This is a genomic window from Streptomyces sp. NPDC023573 (assembly GCF_055559735.1).
Map to the genome: position 1 here is coordinate 299,434 of NZ_JBVHKB010000004.1, position 15,630 is coordinate 315,063.

General features: G+C 72.7%; 10 protein-coding genes. 2 read left to right on the forward strand and 8 right to left on the reverse strand.

Going from position 1 to position 15,630, the window contains the following annotated elements; genetic code table 11:
- Positions 1-26: 26 nt before the first annotated feature.
- From ACZ32T_RS15305 to ACZ32T_RS15315, 3 genes are all read right to left on the reverse strand, one after another.
- Positions 27-449 (reverse strand): universal stress protein, encoded by a 423-nt coding sequence (locus ACZ32T_RS15305; RefSeq protein WP_356709256.1) that lies wholly within the window; start codon positions 447-449, stop codon positions 27-29.
- Positions 450-543: 94 nt separating this feature from the next.
- Positions 544-1,209 (reverse strand): FMN reductase, encoded by a 666-nt coding sequence (locus tag ACZ32T_RS15310; protein ID WP_467367221.1) that lies wholly within the window; start codon positions 1,207-1,209, stop codon positions 544-546.
- Positions 1,206-2,309, reverse strand: a complete 1,104-nt coding sequence (locus tag ACZ32T_RS15315) for an LLM class flavin-dependent oxidoreductase (protein WP_467274359.1) — start codon at positions 2,307-2,309, stop codon at positions 1,206-1,208. The genes ACZ32T_RS15310 and ACZ32T_RS15315 overlap by 4 nt, the downstream gene beginning before the upstream one ends.
- Positions 2,310-2,641: 332 nt before the next feature.
- Here ACZ32T_RS15315 and trpS point away from each other — a divergent pair, with 332 nt between their 5' ends.
- Positions 2,642-3,700 (forward strand): tryptophan--tRNA ligase, encoded by a 1,059-nt coding sequence (gene trpS, locus ACZ32T_RS15320; protein WP_467367590.1) that lies wholly within the window; start codon positions 2,642-2,644, stop codon positions 3,698-3,700.
- Positions 3,701-3,706: 6 nt separating this feature from the next.
- On the opposite strand, the gene ACZ32T_RS15325 is transcribed toward trpS, so the two are convergent.
- From ACZ32T_RS15325 to ACZ32T_RS15340, 4 genes are all read right to left on the reverse strand, one after another.
- Positions 3,707-5,719: an NAD-binding protein gene (locus ACZ32T_RS15325; protein WP_467367223.1), complete on the reverse strand. Its 2,013-nt coding sequence runs from the start codon at positions 5,717-5,719 to the stop codon at positions 3,707-3,709.
- Between the two features lie 17 nt (positions 5,720-5,736).
- Positions 5,737-10,623 (reverse strand): DNA repair ATPase, encoded by a 4,887-nt coding sequence (locus ACZ32T_RS15330; protein ID WP_467367225.1) that lies wholly within the window; start codon positions 10,621-10,623, stop codon positions 5,737-5,739.
- A 200-nt stretch (positions 10,624-10,823) separates the two neighbouring features.
- Positions 10,824-12,947 carry a flotillin family protein gene (locus tag ACZ32T_RS15335; RefSeq protein WP_467274355.1) on the reverse strand — a complete coding sequence of 708 codons (2,124 nt, stop codon included), beginning with the start codon at positions 12,945-12,947 and terminating at the stop codon, positions 10,824-10,826.
- Positions 12,948-13,034: 87 nt separating this feature from the next.
- Positions 13,035-13,673 (reverse strand): hypothetical protein, encoded by a 639-nt coding sequence (locus ACZ32T_RS15340; RefSeq protein ID WP_467274353.1) that lies wholly within the window; start codon positions 13,671-13,673, stop codon positions 13,035-13,037.
- 294 nt (positions 13,674-13,967) lie between these two features.
- Here ACZ32T_RS15340 and ACZ32T_RS15345 point away from each other — a divergent pair, with 294 nt between their 5' ends.
- Positions 13,968-15,035 (forward strand): PucR family transcriptional regulator, encoded by a 1,068-nt coding sequence (locus ACZ32T_RS15345; RefSeq protein ID WP_467274351.1) that lies wholly within the window; start codon positions 13,968-13,970, stop codon positions 15,033-15,035.
- Positions 15,036-15,092: 57 nt separating this feature from the next.
- Here ACZ32T_RS15345 and ACZ32T_RS15350 read toward each other — a convergent pair whose 3' ends face one another.
- Positions 15,093-15,548, reverse strand: coding sequence for a tellurite resistance TerB family protein (locus ACZ32T_RS15350; RefSeq protein WP_467272037.1), 456 nt, complete (start codon positions 15,546-15,548; stop codon positions 15,093-15,095).
- Positions 15,549-15,630 lie beyond the last annotated feature (82 nt).

Below are 15,630 nucleotides of genomic sequence, written 5' to 3' on the forward strand. Positions count from 1 at the left end.
GTCGGTGTGCGCCGGGGCCCGCCGGCTCAGTCGTGGACGACGGTGACCGGGCAGGCGGCGTGCTGGGTGACGTGGAGGCTGACCGAGCCGAGCAGCGTCGCCTTGAAGCCGCTGTAGCCACGGGCGCCCACGACCAGCAGGTTCGCTCCCCTGGCACGGTCCAGCAGGGTCTGGGCGGGGTTGCCGATCACCACGACCTTCTCGACCGCCGCCGCGCCCTCCGCGCCGAGTGCCTCCTCCAGCGCCTCGGTGAGCGCCACGGTCGCCACCTCCTGCGGGTCGAAGTCCTCCGGCATGCCCGGCATCATGGACGCCCAGCTGGTCGCGGGGTACTCCCAGCTGTTGACCGCCTCGACGGTGTCGCCGGTCAGCTCGGCCTGGCGCACGGCCCAGCGGAGCGCCTTGATCGACGCGTCCGATCCGTCCACGCCCACGACGATCCTGCCCATGTCTGCCTCCGGTGTGTTCAACATTTACGGCATACAGGGAGCAACTGTAGTCAAGGTGGGCATCGGGGGCCGGGCAGGCCCCCGACGCCCGGAGTCAGCCGGCCCGCAGGCCGGCGAGCTGCTCCTCGAACGGGACGACCGCGTCCTCGCCGTCGTCGAGGGTGAGGGCCCGGGAGGCACCGGAGACGGTCCGCCCGGTGACGGCGGAGGCGAGCTCGCCCCCGGCGCGCCGGATCCGGGAGGGCAATCCCTCGGTGTACTCGTCGCCGTTCGATCCCCAGTCCTCGGACGCCGCGTACACGGAGGTCGGCAGGACGACCGCTCGCAGATAGGCGAAGAGCGGGCGCATGGCGTGCTCCAGGACCAGCGAGTGCCGGGGCGTTCCGCCGGTCGCGGCGATGACGACGGGCTTGCCGGTCAGCGCGGTGTTGTCGATCAGGTCGAAGAACGACTTGAACAGCCCGCTGTACGAGGCCGTGAAGACGGGCGTCACGGCGATCAGCCCGTCCGCTCCGGTCACCGCGTCTATCGCCTTCTTCAGGCCGGCCGGCGGGAAGCCGGTGACCAGGTGGTGGGCGATGTCCACGGCGAGATCGCGCAGCTCGACGACGGAGACCTCGACGCGGCGGTCCTGGTCCGCCGCGAGCCGCTCACGCGCGGCCTCGGCGAGCCGGTCGGCCAGCAGCCGGGTGGACGAGGGACTGCTGAGCCCCGCCGCGACGGCGACGATCCTCAGGGGGACGGTGGCGGGCACGGTCATCGGAGCTCCTTCGGGTCGGTGGCGGTGGCGGCGCGGGCGGCGGCGACGGCCGGGTGGACGGGGGCGTCCGGCACTCCGGCCGGGCGCAGGCGGGCGAATTCCTTGCGCAGCACGGGCACGACCTCCTCGCCCAGGATGTCGAGCTGTTCCAGGACGGTCTTCAGCGGCAGTCCCGCGTGGTCCATCAGGAAGAGCTGGCGCTGGTAGTCACCGACGTCCTCCCGGAAGGAGAGGGTCCGCTCGATGACCTCCTGCGGGGAGCCGACGGTCAGCGGGGTCTGCTGGGTGAAGTCCTCCAGGGAGGGCCCGTGCCCGTAGACCGGCGCGTTGTCGAAGTACGGGCGGAACTCCCGCACCGCGTCCTGCGAGTTCTTCCGCATGAAGACCTGGCCGCCCAGGCCCACGATCGCCTGCTCGGCGGTGCCGTGCCCGTAGTGGGCGTAGCGGCGCCGGTAGAGGTCGACCATCTTCCTGGTGTGCTCCATGGGCCAGAAGATGTTGTTGTGGAAGAAGCCGTCGCCGTAGTACGCGGCCTGCTCGGCGATCTCCGGGGAGCGGATCGAGCCGTGCCAGACGAACGGCGGGACACCGTCCAGCGGGCGGGGGGTCGCGGTGAAGGACTGCAGCGGGGTGCGGAACTTCCCCTCCCAGTCGACGACGTCCTCGCGCCACAGCTTGTGCAGCAGCGCGTAGTTCTCGATCGCGAGCGGGATGCCCTGCCGGATGTCCTTGCCGAACCAGGGATAGACCGGCCCGGTGTTGCCCCGGCCCATCATCAGGTCGACGCGGCCGTCGGCCAGGTGCTGGAGCGTGGCGTAGTCCTCGGCGATCTTCACCGGGTCGTTGGTGGTGATCAGCGTGGTCGAGGTGGAGAGGATCAGCTTCTCGGTGCGGGCGGCGATGTAACCGAGCGTGGTCGTCGGGGAGGACGGGACGAACGGCGGGTTGTGGTGCTCACCGGTCGCGAAGACGTCCAGGCCCACTTCCTCGGCCTTGAGCGCGATCGCGAGGGTCGCCTTGATCCGCTCGTTCTCGCTCGGTGTCGTACCGGTCGTGGGGTCGGTGGTGACGTCCCCGACGGTGAAGATCCCGAACTGCATGGCGCCCGCCTCCAAAGGTGTTGAGCGGAAGTTGTTGAAGCTTGAACTATGTGGACACACCCTACAACGGGGTGCCCCTCCTCCCTATTCCAGCCCTCCCGGGACGCCCGGCCCGGCAGGTAAACGGCCCGCGCTCCGGGACCGGTGCGCGATACACTCGGCCCATGACCTCCGTACCGTGCCGTAACTGGTGGCGCTTCTCCTAGGAGCGGCCACCTTCTCCGCACGGAACCAGGGCCGTTCGATCTTCGGACGGCCCTTCTCGTTGCCCCGGTGCCCCATGACGGGCCGTCCTCCACGCGCAGACCACCAGCGAGGAGACCCCCGTGACCATGACCACCGACCTCGACGCCGGCCCCGGCCCCGCCGTGCGCCGCAGTGCCGAGCTGGAACGGCAGCTCGCCGGGGACCCCGGCCGTTTCCGTGTCCTCACCGGCGACCGGCCCACCGGAGCCCTGCACCTCGGGCACTACTTCGGCACCCTCCACAACCGGGTGCGCCTCCAGGACCTCGGCGTGGAGACCTTCGTGCTCATCGCCGACTACCAGGTCCTCACCGACCGGGATGTCGCCGAACGGCTCACCGAGCATGTGGAGGGGCTGCTCCTGGACTATCTCGCCATCGGGATCGACCCATCCCGCACGACGGTCTTCAACCACAGCGCGGTCCCCGCCCTGAACCAGCTGCTGCTGCCCTTCCTGTCCCTCGTCTCCGTCGCGGAACTCGGGCGCAACCCCACCGTGAAGGACGAGATCGCGCACTCCAGGCAGTCCGCCGTCAGCGGCCTCATGTACACCTACCCGGTGCACCAGGCCGCCGACATCCTGTTCTGCAAGGGCAACCTCGTCCCCGTCGGGATGGACCAGCTGCCCCACCTGGAGATCACCCGCACCGTCGCCCGCCGCTTCAACGAGCGGTACGGACACGTCTTCCCCGAGCCCGACGCGCTGCTCTCCGCCGCGCCCCTCCTGCTCGGCACCGACGCCACCAAGATGAGCAAGAGCAGGGGCAACTCCATCGCCCTGGGCGCCGACGCCGACGAGACCGCCCGGCTGATCAAGGGCGCCACCACCGACGCCGACCGGCACATCACCTACGACCCCGAGCTGCGGCCCGGTGTGTCGAGCCTGGTGCTGCTGGCCGCGCTCTGCCTCGACCGTGACCCGCACGAGGTCGCCGAGGAGACCGGGAACGGCGGCGCGGCCGGTCTCAAGCGGACCGTGACGGAGGCCGTGAACGCCCGCATGGCCCCGATCCGGGCCCGCCGGGCGGAGTACGCCCGGGACATGGGGTACGTACGGGGCGTGCTGCGCGCCGGCAACGAGCGGGCGAACGCCGTGGCCGAGGCGACCCTCCAGGAGGTGCGAGACGCGATGGGCACCCTCCGTTAGCCGGCCTCAGCGACGCGCCGCCGAGCGCTGCCCGCGCAGCATCTCGGCCAGTCCGCGCCGGGTCGCGGCTATCACGACCCGGTCCTCCGGCCGCAGCACATAGCCCGGGTGCAGGTCCCAGACCAGCCCGGAGGGCCGGTCCGGGCCCCCGGGGCCGGGCGGGTCGAGGGGGTCGTACGGCGGTACGGCCGCGAGGTCCGGGAGACGGTCGGCCGGCGGGGTGGCGTCCAGGGCCAGGACCCGCCAGGCGCCCGCCCGGAACGCCTGGTCGACGGTGCGGCCCTCCAGGTGCGGATTGCCCGCCACCTCCAGGGCGGCGAAGAGCATGACCTTGCGCTCCACCGGGACCGCGCCCAGGATCTGCCGGCCCATCATGGCGACGGCGAACGACGGTGCGGCCAGGTGCGACACGGAGCGGGAGCGGGTCAGGGCTCCCGGGTGGGCCGTGCGCAGGGTGCGGTAGACGGCGGTGGCGAACTCGTCGTCGTACAGGCGCAGGGCCACCCGCAGGCCCGGCTTGACCGAGCGGGCGTACAGCGCGGCTTCGAGGTTCGTCGTGTCGACGCTGGTCAGGGCGAGCAGCGCGCGGGCGCGGCGGATCTTGGCCGCCTCCAGGACGCCCTCCTGGGTCACGTCGCCGAGGACCGTCGGCACGTGCAGGCTGCGGGCCAGCGGGATGCCTCGCGCCTCCGGGTCCTCCTCGACGACCACCACGGGTATGTCCAGCTCGCGGAGCCGCACCAGGACCCTCGTGCCGATCTTGCCGAGTCCCAGCAGGACCACATGGCCCGACAGACCGCGCGGCGGACGGCGCAGGGAGGACGCGGTGCGCAGCGTGCCGAAGGCCTCCAGGACGGCGGCGACCAGCAGGGGCAGCAGCAGGAGCCCGGCCATGCCGGAGAGCAGCTGGATGACCTGGCGGGAGTCCGAGTCGGTGTCCTCGACGGCGGGGTCACCCATCGCCAGCAGGTCGAGCAGAGTCAGATAGGCGGCGTGCACCGGGCTGTCGCCCGTGGTGATCACCGAGGCGACGGCCAGGGCGACGACGGCCGCCGCGACGCCCAGCGCCGACCAGCGCAGCCGCCGGGAGAAGACCTGGCCGAGCGGAGCGCCCCTGCCTCCCATGCGTGCGGGTCCCCGGTCGGGCCCCGCCTGGCTGATGGCCTCCAGGACGATCGTGCCCCGGCCCGTGGCGGCGTTCACCGTCGCCAGGTCGGGCAGGAGCTGAGGCCCTTCCGCACCGCTGCTGTCGGAGCCCTCGCTGCCGGCCGGGTCCTGGCTGGTGGAGGAGAGGAGCGCCAGCGTGCACAGCCCGGGGTCGGCGAGCTCGCCCGGGCGGGGCGGGGTGCGCTCCACGGCGCGCAGGAGCAGGCCCTCGGCCTGGATGACCTTGCTGCTGCCGGTCAGCGCGGTGGCGGCCAGGGCGGGGGCCGCGGTGTCGGCGTCGGACAGGACGGTGGTGGAGGTGTCCAGGGCGGCCGGGTCGAGACCGGGCATGGCGACGGCGGCCGCCTGGTCGAGCAGCGTCTCCAGATGCTGGCCCAGCTTGCGGTTGTAGAGCCGGATGACGAGGCGCAGACGTGGATTGAGCCGGCGGGCCGTCAGGGCGGCCCGGATGTTGAGCTCGTCGTCGTCGTAGACGAGCGCCAGCGCGGCGGCCCGGTCGACACCCGCCTCCTCCAGCACCTCGTCGGACGGCTCGTGCGCCTCCATGATGCGGACGGCCTCGACCCCGGCGTTCGTGTCGCCGCTCCCGTTCGAACCGCCCGCGCCGTTGCGGTTCATCGCCGCCGACATCCGCCCGAACAGGGCGCCGGCCCGGGCCCGTTGGGTCAGGGGCACGTCCGGTCTGCTGGGCTCCCGGCCCGGCGGGACGAGGAGCGTGACCCGCTCCCCGTACACGTAACGCAGCTCCACGGCGAGCCGGCGGCCGAGGGTGTCGTCGCCGCAGACCACCATGTGGCCGCTGCTCGCGGGTCGTTGGGGCTGTGGCGGAAGTGAGGACACATGACCCAGCATGCCTTGCTCCCTCCGGTTCAGTCGGGCGTGTCGGTGATCATCGCGTGACGGGGGCGTGGGCCCGCGTCCGCGTTGTGGGGTGCCACCGCCCTGTCGATGGCCGCCTCGACCGCCGCGATCCGATCCGCGAGCAGGCCCAGCGCACCGACCGCGCGGGAGGCGGGGTCGCCGCCGGGGCCGCCGAGGGCCTGCGTACGCACATAGGCGGAGGCGATCGCCGACCGGCGCTCCGCCTGGGCCGGGGTGAGCGTGCCCCGGAGGGCGGCCAGTTCCAGGAGGTTCGACTCGGCGCCGGTGGTGAGCGTCTGGGCCTCGCCCGCGTAGTGGTCGTCGACGACGGCGGACAGCTCGGCGTCGTTCATCACGGGCACGATCCGCTCGGCGATCCTGTTCATGTTGCGGTAGGAGCCCTGCAACCGGAACGGCGGCCCGGTACGCGTCGCGTCGGTCCGTGCCGCCGACGCGATGTACGCCGCGTTCACCGCGAGGACGGTCTCCCGGGCGGTGAGGAGATGGCGCAGCACCGCCACGATCCGGTCCAGCTCGGCCGGCGCGTACGCGTGCTCCAGCTGGTCGGCGCGGGCCACGGCGCCCGTCCCGGACGCCATGCGCACGAGCAGCGCGAGGTCGGTGCGGGAGCGCCCCGCGAGCGGGGCGAGGACCGGGTTGGCGGTCAGGGCGTTCTCCACGAAGCTCAGCGCGAAGACGTCCTCCCGGCCGCTCAGCACCTCGCCGAGATTCCATACGTCGGCTCGGTTGGCGAGCATGTCCGGAATCCTGAACCGGTCCCCGGACTCCGTGTACGGGTTGCCCGCCATGACCACCGCGAACCGCTTGCCCCGCAGGTCGTAGCTGCGCGGCTCGCCGTCCCTCACCCCCTCGACGCGGCGGGTGGCGTCGCAGAGCGGGATGAACTTCTGGAGGAGCTCCGGCGAGGTGTGCTGGATGTCGTCGAGGTAGAGCAGGGTGTTGTTGCCCGACTCCAGGGCGAAGTTGATCTTCTCGACCTCGTGCCGGGCGGTCGTGCCGCGTGCCTGCGCCGGGTCCAGCGAGGTCACGTCGTGACCGAGGCCGGGGCCGCTGACCTTGACGAGGACCATGCCGAGCCGGTCGGCGACGTACTCCATGAGGGTCGTCTTGCCGTAACCGGGCGGGGAGACGAGCAGCAGCAGACCCTGCGAGTCGGTGCGCCGGTCCGCGTCGGCGGTGCCGAGCTGCTTGGCGAGGCTGTCGCCGATCAGCGGCAGGTACACCTCGTCCAGCAGTTGGTTGCGGACGAACGCCGACATCACGCGCGGCCGGTGGTCGTCCAGCCGCAGCCGGGCCCGCTCGGAGTCGACGAGCGTGGTGCGCAGCCGCTGGTAGGCACGGAACCCGGGCACGCCGACGGCCCGGAAGGCGGCGGTACGGGCGAGGAGTTCGTCCAGCCGGACGGTCAGCGTCCCCCGGTCCACCCGGGGGTGGTCGCCGAGCAGCCCCTCCACGGTCGCGGTGAGCGGGGCGTCGCAGTCGTACCGTGCCAGATCCGGGCACAGCTCCACGGCTGCGGCCTCCGCCAGGTCCCCGGCGTCCGCATCGGCGCCGCTCGCGGTGGCGTACGGGCCGAGCCAGCCCTCGACCAGCTGGCGCCGGGCGGGGAGGTCGTCGGAGAGCGCCGTCAGGTCGTCGTCGTACGCCGAGGTCCCGGTCGCCCGGCGGAACTTCTCCAGGAGGGTGCGGGTGGCCGTGCTCGTGACGAACCCGGCGGGGCCGCTCGTCAGCTCCTCGAAGAGGTACGCGGCGGCCGCGTCACCCGCCCTCATCGCCGCCGCCCACTCCTCCTGGAGGACGCCGATCGCCGGGGCGAGCCCGAAGGTGTCCCGGGCCCGCGCCAGCGACACGGCCCGGCGTGTCCAGGAGGCGCGCAGGGCCTCGTCGGCCTCGTGCGCCCAGAACAGCTGCGCGGCGGCGCGCACGGAGGGCTCGTATCGCAGCAGCCCGGCGCCGGCGTGCAGCCGCAGCAGCGTGGTCAGGATCGCGGTGGCGTCCTCGTCGTGGACACCCCGCTGGTGCCCTTCGTCGTAGGCCGCCGCCGCCGCCTCCCGGACGAGGGCCGCCAGGTCCCGCGCGCCGGCCAGCGCGTCGGCGCCGTGCTCGTCCAGCAGCCGGGCGGCCAGGTGCTCGGCGCGGTAGACGTCCGGTGACTCCGAGGGCAGCAGCCGGTCCCAGTACGGGCGGGTCGCCGCGAAATCCGGGTCGGTGACCGGGGCCCGGTAGTCGGTGCCGGTCAGCGCGAAGGCGAGCCCGTCCCCGTACGGGACCAGGGTCAGGTCGAAGGGCTGGGTGTTCACCGCGAAGCGGTGCCGGCCCAGCTTGAGCACCGTGCCGCCGTCCGCGTACAGCTCGCCCCGGTCCCGCAGCGCCCGGCCGGCCTCCTGGCGGGCCGCCTTCAGCCGCCCGTCGAGCTCCTCCGCGCGCACCGGGTCGCCCAGCTCGCGCAACTCGTCGGCGGTGCGCCGCACCTTGGCGACCATCGGGTCGGACGCGAAGTACGTGTGGACGGCGTCCAGGTCCTCCAGCGCCGCGAGGCGCCGGGTGACCGTCTCCAGCACCCGGGCGGCCGAGTCCGCGAGGCGCTCGGCCCGCCGGGCACGGGCGTCCTGGAGGGTCTGGCGGCGGGCCGAGAAGGCCTCGTGGATCTCGGTCCTGCGCTCGGCCAGCCGGCCGAGGAAGTCGTCGGACTCCGCGAACCGGGACTCCAGGTTCTCCAGCTGGAGCAGCAGCCGCGCCAGCTGCTCGTCGCAGGCGCCGGGGGAGTCGGCGGCGGCCAGCGCCCCCGTGACGGCCTGCCCGAGCAGCGCGAACTCTGCGGCGAACTCGGCCCTGCCCTCCTGCGCCAGCAGCTCCCGGCGGCGGGCGTCGAGGGTGGCGCGGGCCCGGTTGGCGTCGCCCAGCACCCCGGCGATCCGCTCCAGGATCGACGTACGGACGGTGGCGTCACCGATGTCGAGCCCCGCCACCACGTCCGTGACGGTCGCCAGTGACTCGGTGATCTCCGTCAGCCGGTCGGCCACCTCGGAGGCGCCCGCGGCGGCGGTCAGCGCCCCGGCGGCCCCGGTGAGGGCGGTGAGCTCCTCGTGGTAGCCGGTGAAGGCGTCCTCGCGGGCGAGGAAGGACACGGCCCGCCGGGCGGCCGACGCCAGGTCCTCCTCGGCCTCGGCGGACAGCTCGGCGATCCGCCCGGTGTCGGCGTACCGCATCTCGGCGAGCGTCGCCAGGTGACCGTGGGTGCGCCGCAGTTCGGTCAGCTGGTCCACCCAGGCGGCGGCGGACCGCGGGGCCTCGCCCCGGATGCGCCGGACCAGCGCGGTGAGCCGGGCTGCCGTCCCGTCGAGGGCCTCGGCGGCCTGCCGGGTCAGCTCCTGCACCGCCTCGAACTCGGCGAGCACCTGCCGGGCGGTCCGGCCGATCTCGTCCAGGGGCTCGGCGAGCAGGCCCAGACCGGTATCGGCGAGCCAGTGGTACCGGTCGGCCGCCCGCGCGCAGTCGGCGACGAGCCGGGCGTACACGGCGGCGGTCGGCGTCATGTCGCGCACGCCGTGCGCCAGGGCGAGGCAGTCGGAGATCCCGCGCACGAGGTCGGCGTTGCCGGTCCTGGCGAGCGGGCCCGTGCCGGCGGGACGCGAGGCGGCGTAGGTGTCGGAGACGTACGGGGTCTGCCAGCGCTGCAGCGGGTGCACGCGCGCGGGCCCGTCCTCGCCGCCTTTCAGCAGCACGAGGGTGCCGTCGTCCAGGAGCGCGTGCCCCCGGCCGAGCAGCGGGGTGGCGACCTCCTGGCGGATCAGGTTGTACGGCAGGAGCAGGGTGCGGCTCTCGTCGCGGGACCGGAAGACGTACAGCACGTCCTCGCCGTTGGGCGAGCGGACCGCGCCCTCGAAGACCGGGTCGGTGAGCTCCTCGGCGGTGTCGAAGGTCTTGGCCGCGCCGGTCGTGAGGTAGTAGCCGCCGGGGAAGATGATCCCCTGGTCCTCGGGGAGCCGGTGGCACGACGGCCCGATCGCGTCCAGCCGCCGGACCCGGCCGAGCAGCGTGTTGAGGACCAGGTGGCGCCAGGCGTCCTCCTTGTACGGGCGTACCCGCAGCAGGACCAGGGGCCCTGCCCTGGCGTACTCGACGTCGGCGTCCGCGAGGGACTGCAAGGGCTCGTCGACGGGCTCCTCGTAGATCCCGTCGGGGGTGGTGGTGTCGTCCTCGGTCTTGACCGTGAGCGTGCCGCCCAGGGTGTCCACGAAGAGCGCGCCGTCGGCCACGGCGATGTGCGGGTGCCGGCCGGGGCGGTGCGACTCCCGGCCCGCGGGGGTCCAGTCGAAGTCGTGCGAGGGCGGGAAGACGTGGTCCCGCTCGCCCCGTGCGTCCAGGAACTCACCGGGAGTCCCGTCCGGCCCCAGGGCCCACCGCAGGACACGGACGTCCTCGGCGCTCTCACCGGTACGGAACACGGCGATCAGCCGGCCGCCGACCGTGCGCAGACGCAGCAGCCGGGCGTCGCGGAAGTAGCGGTGCAGGCCCGCGAACTCCCGTACGAACGCCTCGTCGGCCAGCGGTCCTTCGCCCGCGACCTCTTCCAGTCCGGGCTCCCGGAGGACGAGGACGTCACCTACCCCGGCCTCGCCGGCGGCCCCCGGCCCGCGCTCGAAGCCGAACAGCAGCCGGCCACCGACCGCCACGAGGTCCCGGGCGAGCGAGGGGCGCCCGGTGTGCACCTGCTCGGTGGCCAGGAGCCGCAGGCCGGTCGACCCGAACTCCTCGGTCCGCCGCGCGTTGAGCGCCTCGGCGCGCCGGACGAGCTCGTCGGCCTGCGCCCCGAGCCGCCGCCGGAGCACCTCGTAGGCACCGCCATCGGTGGGTGTGGCGTCACGGTCCATGCGTACGGCTCCCTACGAGAAATCACTCACTACAGCGCCCCGCCCCCCTGGGGCCGGGGCGACAGAACCCAGCCCGCGGCAGGGGTGCTGGACGCCGGATTCAAGCCCGTCCGGCGTTCGAGGACGGAACCCTCGCGCCGCCCGGGCGGAACCCACGGCCCGGCTCGGGCCCGCCCAGCGGCATCCCCGAGTCCAGGTGGCTACGCCACCCCTGCGGCCCCGTTCAGCGACGGCTCCGCCGAACCCGTACCGCCGCCCTCCGTCAGCGACGACACGGTCATGCCCGCCAGCCCCAGCTCCTCCGCCGCCGCCAGCAACTGCCGCACCTGCCCCGATGCCGCCCCCGACGTCCCCCGCATCAGCCGCATCAGCAACGCGGACACCGTCAGGTTCTGCACGTCCCCCGAGGTGACGGACCCGAGCATCCGGGTCAGGTCGTCGGTGAAGGACCCGCTGCCGTCCAGCCACGGCCCGGCAAGGGCCTGCGCGGTCCTGGAGTTGTCCATGAACCCGTCCACGCTCCGGCCCAGCGAGATCGACGAGACCAGCCGGTCGAAGAAGACCGAGTCCCCGCCGACGATGTCGATGTCAGCGTTCTCGAGACCCGTCGCCAGGATTGTCGCCTGTGCCTCGGCCACCTGCCGCTGCACGTCGAACTCCGCGAGGCGGATCTCCTTCTCCGCGGCCAGCCGCAGCCGGTACTCCTCGTGTCCGCGCGACGCCTCGTCCAGCGCGGCCATCGCCGCCGCCTTCTCCGTGAGCCCCTCGGCCTCGGCCTTCAGCCTCTCGCCGATCACCGCGGCGTCCGCGGTCGCCTGGGCCTGCGTGCCCTCGGCGGCCGCCAGCGCCTTGAGCCGCGCGCCCTCCGCCTCGGCCCTGAGCCGGGCCTCGGTGGCCTGCGCCTCCGCGCGGCCGGCCTTCTCGGTGACCTCGGCCTCCGCGTCCCTGACCTGGACGTCCGCCAGCCCGGCCGCCGCGGACTCGGCCTGGATGCCCTCCGCCAGCCGCAGCTTCGCCTGCGCGTCGAGGTCGGCCGTCTTCAGCCGGGCGTCCGCGAGCGTCAGCTGCTCGGCCGCCAGGTGGACCGCGGCCGACTCCGCGGCCTCGGCCGCCTTGATGTCCTTGACCAGCTTCTCCTGCGCCTCCGCCTCGGCCGCGATGATCACGGACCTGCGGGTGCGCTCCGACTCCTCGACGGCCCGCAGCGTCAGGATCGACTCCTCCTGCTCGGCGACCGTACGGTCCACCGCGATCCGCTCCCGGATCACGTCCGCGACCTCACGGCGCTCGGCCTCGACCTCCTTCGTCGCGGCGATCCGGTTCAGCTCGGTCTCCCGCTCGCGCCCGATGACCTCCAGCATCCGGTCCTTCTCGATGCGCTCGTTCTCCACCGCGATGACCCGCTCACGGTTCTTCTGCGCGACGGCGACCTCGCGCGCCTGGTTCTCCCGCTGGATGCCGAGCTGCTCCTCGGTGCGGATGAAGGCGCTCTGCGAGCCGAGCCGCTCCTCCTCCTGCACCCGTGCGGTGGCCGACTCCTCACGGGCCCGCAGGGTCTCCACCTCGCGGCGCTGCTTGATCTCCGCCTCGGCCTGCCGGCGCTCCAGCTCCAGGATGGTCTCGCGGGCGTCGACGTCCTGCCGGGTGATCTCCTTCTGCTCGGTGCGCTGGAACTCGTTGGTCCGCACGTGCTCGATCGCCGTCAGCTCGGTGATCTTTCGGATTCCCTGCGCGTCCAGGATGTTGGCGCCGTCGAGCTGCGCCATCGGCGTCTGCTCGAGGAAGTCGATCGCGGCGTCGTCGAGGTGGTAGCCGTTCAGGTCGGTCCCGATGACCCGGATGATCCGGTCCCGGAACTCCTCGCGCTTGGTGTACAGGTCGACGAAGTCGAGCTGCTTGCCGACGGTCTTGAGCGCTTCGGAGAACTTCGCGGCGAAGAACTCCTGGATGGCGGCCTTGTCGCTCGCCCGCTCCGTGCCGATGGCCTGCGCGACCTTGATGACGTCCTCGACGGTCTTGTTGACGCGGACGAAGAAGGTGATGTGGATGTCGGCGCGGATGTTGTCCTGGCAGATCAGGCCCTCGCGCCCGGTACGGCGGATCTCGATGGTCTTCACCGAGATGTCCATGGTCTCGGCCTTGTGCAGCACGGGGAGGACCACCGCACCGGTGAAGGTGACGTCGACCTTCTTGGTTTTGGAGATGATCAGGGCCTTCCCCTGCTCGACCTTTCGGAAGAGCCGGGTGATGACGAAGACCAGAGCGATGGTGATGAGCAGGACAACGGCGATCATCACGCCGATGCCCCAGGAGATGGCATCCATGTCAGTCCTAGACGTACGAAGAGGAGGAGCGCCCCGGATCACGGCGCGCGGAACCACGGGCCCGGGGCCCGGAAGAAGAGGTGCGGGTCAGACGGCCTTGCGCGGCAGCGGGCGCGGGGCGAGCGAGGCGTCGTACGGCGAGACCCAGAAGAACTCGCCGTCGGCGTCGTACGCGTAGAGCAGGCCCGTGCTGCCGGAGGTGAACTCCTCACCCGGCGCGGACGGCGTGAGCGGCTGCCGCACCTGCACGATCGCGGTCGAGCCGTCGGCGGCGGCGACCTCGGCCTGCCCGAAGTCGGCGCTGACGGATCCCGTACGGATCGTGCAGACCTGACCCACGAAGTCCTGGCGGGATGGAGGAGGTTCCGCGGGGAAGAACCGGCGGAAGCGGCGTACGAGCATGCGGACCACCCCCCAGGCGATCAGGAGCGCCCCCGCCAGCACGGCGAGGTGCATCAGGGCCCGCAGGGTGCCGGTGGCTCCGCTGCGGAGGACGAGGACCGAACCGACCAGGCCGGTGAACCAGGAGACGGCGATGAACAGCGACACCGACACGGACACGGGCACCCCGCCGAAGCCGACGGCCTCGGTGTCGAGGTCGGTGTCGAAGGAGTCGTGACCCGCCGCTCCGACCAGCACCAGCAGCCAGAAGCAGACGACGACCACCAGCGCACCGCCGAAGACGACCGCCGGGAACGCGAGTGCTGCGGAAAAGAATTCGGTCATCCGGTCCCCCCCTGCGACGCCGTGCGGCCCGGGGAACCGGGCGGCGTCGGGTGGGACGGGGGACCGGCGCTGCGACACCGCGAACACGGCCTCGCAGCAACCGGTTTCTTCCCCCGTGATCCCCCGTGACCCCCGTTGTTCCCCCGTGTGTTGCTGAACAGATCGTGTCAGCCGGGCGGGTTCTGGCGCACTGCCGGAATCCGGCAGCCTTTACGGGACCGGCCTGCCGGGCACCGGCACCGGCCTCCGTGCGTTGACGGGATGACGAGGCCGGCGATGTGTGGAGGAGTGCGAGTGGCGGAGCCCGAGATCCCCGAACGGTTCCTGGAGGGCTATGCCCGGATCCTGGCCGAGGTCGCGGACACCGGCCGACGCCTCACCCGGGACGAGCTGGAGACGCGGCGCGCGCTCGGCCGTGAGGCGGCGGAGGCCGGGCACCAGCTGCGGGCCCTGGTGCGGCGCCACCTCGCGGAGACCCGCGCCGCCTGGCCGCCCGGCCCGCAGGGCGCGGTCGCCGCCGATGCCGTGCTGGCCGCCGTGGAGCAGACGGTCGACGCCTTCGCGGAAGGTTTCGAGCGGGCGCAGCGCATCACGGTGCGGCGGGAGGAAGCGGCGCGGCGGGAGTTCATCGACGACCTGCTGTACGGGCGCAGCGACCTGGGCCGGCTCGCGGAGCGCGCCACCAGGTTCGGGCTGCGGCTCTCGCGGGCCCACGCCGTCGCGGTGGCGGCGGGCCCCCAGGCCTACACCGAGTCCGACGCGGTGCCCCGCGGCGTGGAGGCTGCCCTGCTCGCCCGTTTCGGCGGCCGGAAGATCCTGCTCACCACGAAGGACGGGCGGCTCGTCTGCATAGCCCCCGGCAGCCAGCCCGACGTCCTGCGCTACTTCGCGAAGCAGGCCCATGCCGCGACGGACGGCGGGCAGGTCGCGGTCGGCCGCCCGCACCGGGGCCCCGGCGGGGTGGTCCACTCGTACGACGAGGCGCTCGACGCCCTCGATCTGGCTCAGCGGATGGGCCTCGACGACCCCGTGCTGTACGCCGCCGACCTGCTGGTCTATCCGGTGCTGACCAGGGACCGGCAGGCGATGGCCGACCTGGTGCGGAGCGAGCTCGGCCCGCTCAAGGAGGCACGGGGCGGCGCGGAGCCCCTGCTGCGCACGCTGTCCGTGTACTTCGACGCGGGCTGTGTCGCCGCGGAGACGGCCCGTCGGCTGTCGCTGAGCGTGCGCGCGCTGACGTACCGGCTGGAGCGGATACACCAGCTGACCGGCTCCGACCCGTCCGATCCGCTGCACCGCTACACGCTGCAGACCGCGGTGATCGGCGCCCGGCTGCTGGACTGGCCGACGACGGAGCTCTGAGGTGCCCCGGCGCGTACGGCCCGAGGGCCCGGGCCGTACGCGCCGGGAGTCGGCGCCCTACAGGTCGAACTCGTGCGGCGGCAGGTCCAGCGCGAAGCACGCCTCGCGCACGACGGCCTGCTCCGACTTGTCGAAGTCGCCGTCGGCACCGCCGATCACGATGCCGATCTGGATGACGGCACGCGCCTCGGAGGACTTCTTCTTCGCCTTGGCGATCTCCTGGAGCACGCTGACCTTGCCGAACGCGAAGTCCGCCGTCAGCTTGTCCACGTAGTCGTTGAACCGGCGCTGGAGGTCGTCCGCCGGGAAGTTCCGCAGCACGTCGTTCGTGGCGATCAGCGAGGCGACACGCTGCCGCTCGGACGGGTCGATGGAACCGTCGGCCGCGGAGACGAGGGCACACATGGCCATGCTCGCGTCCCGGAACGCCCCGCTCTTCAGGTCGTTCTTCTTCGCTTCCAGCTGCGTCTGCATCGTCGACGCGGATTCCTTGATCCGATCCCAAAGGGCCATGACGTCTCCATACGTTGCGTTGCCTGTGGTGCGGGAACCAGGCAGATTCTACAACCGTGTAGAAGTACGGCGGGTGGCCGCC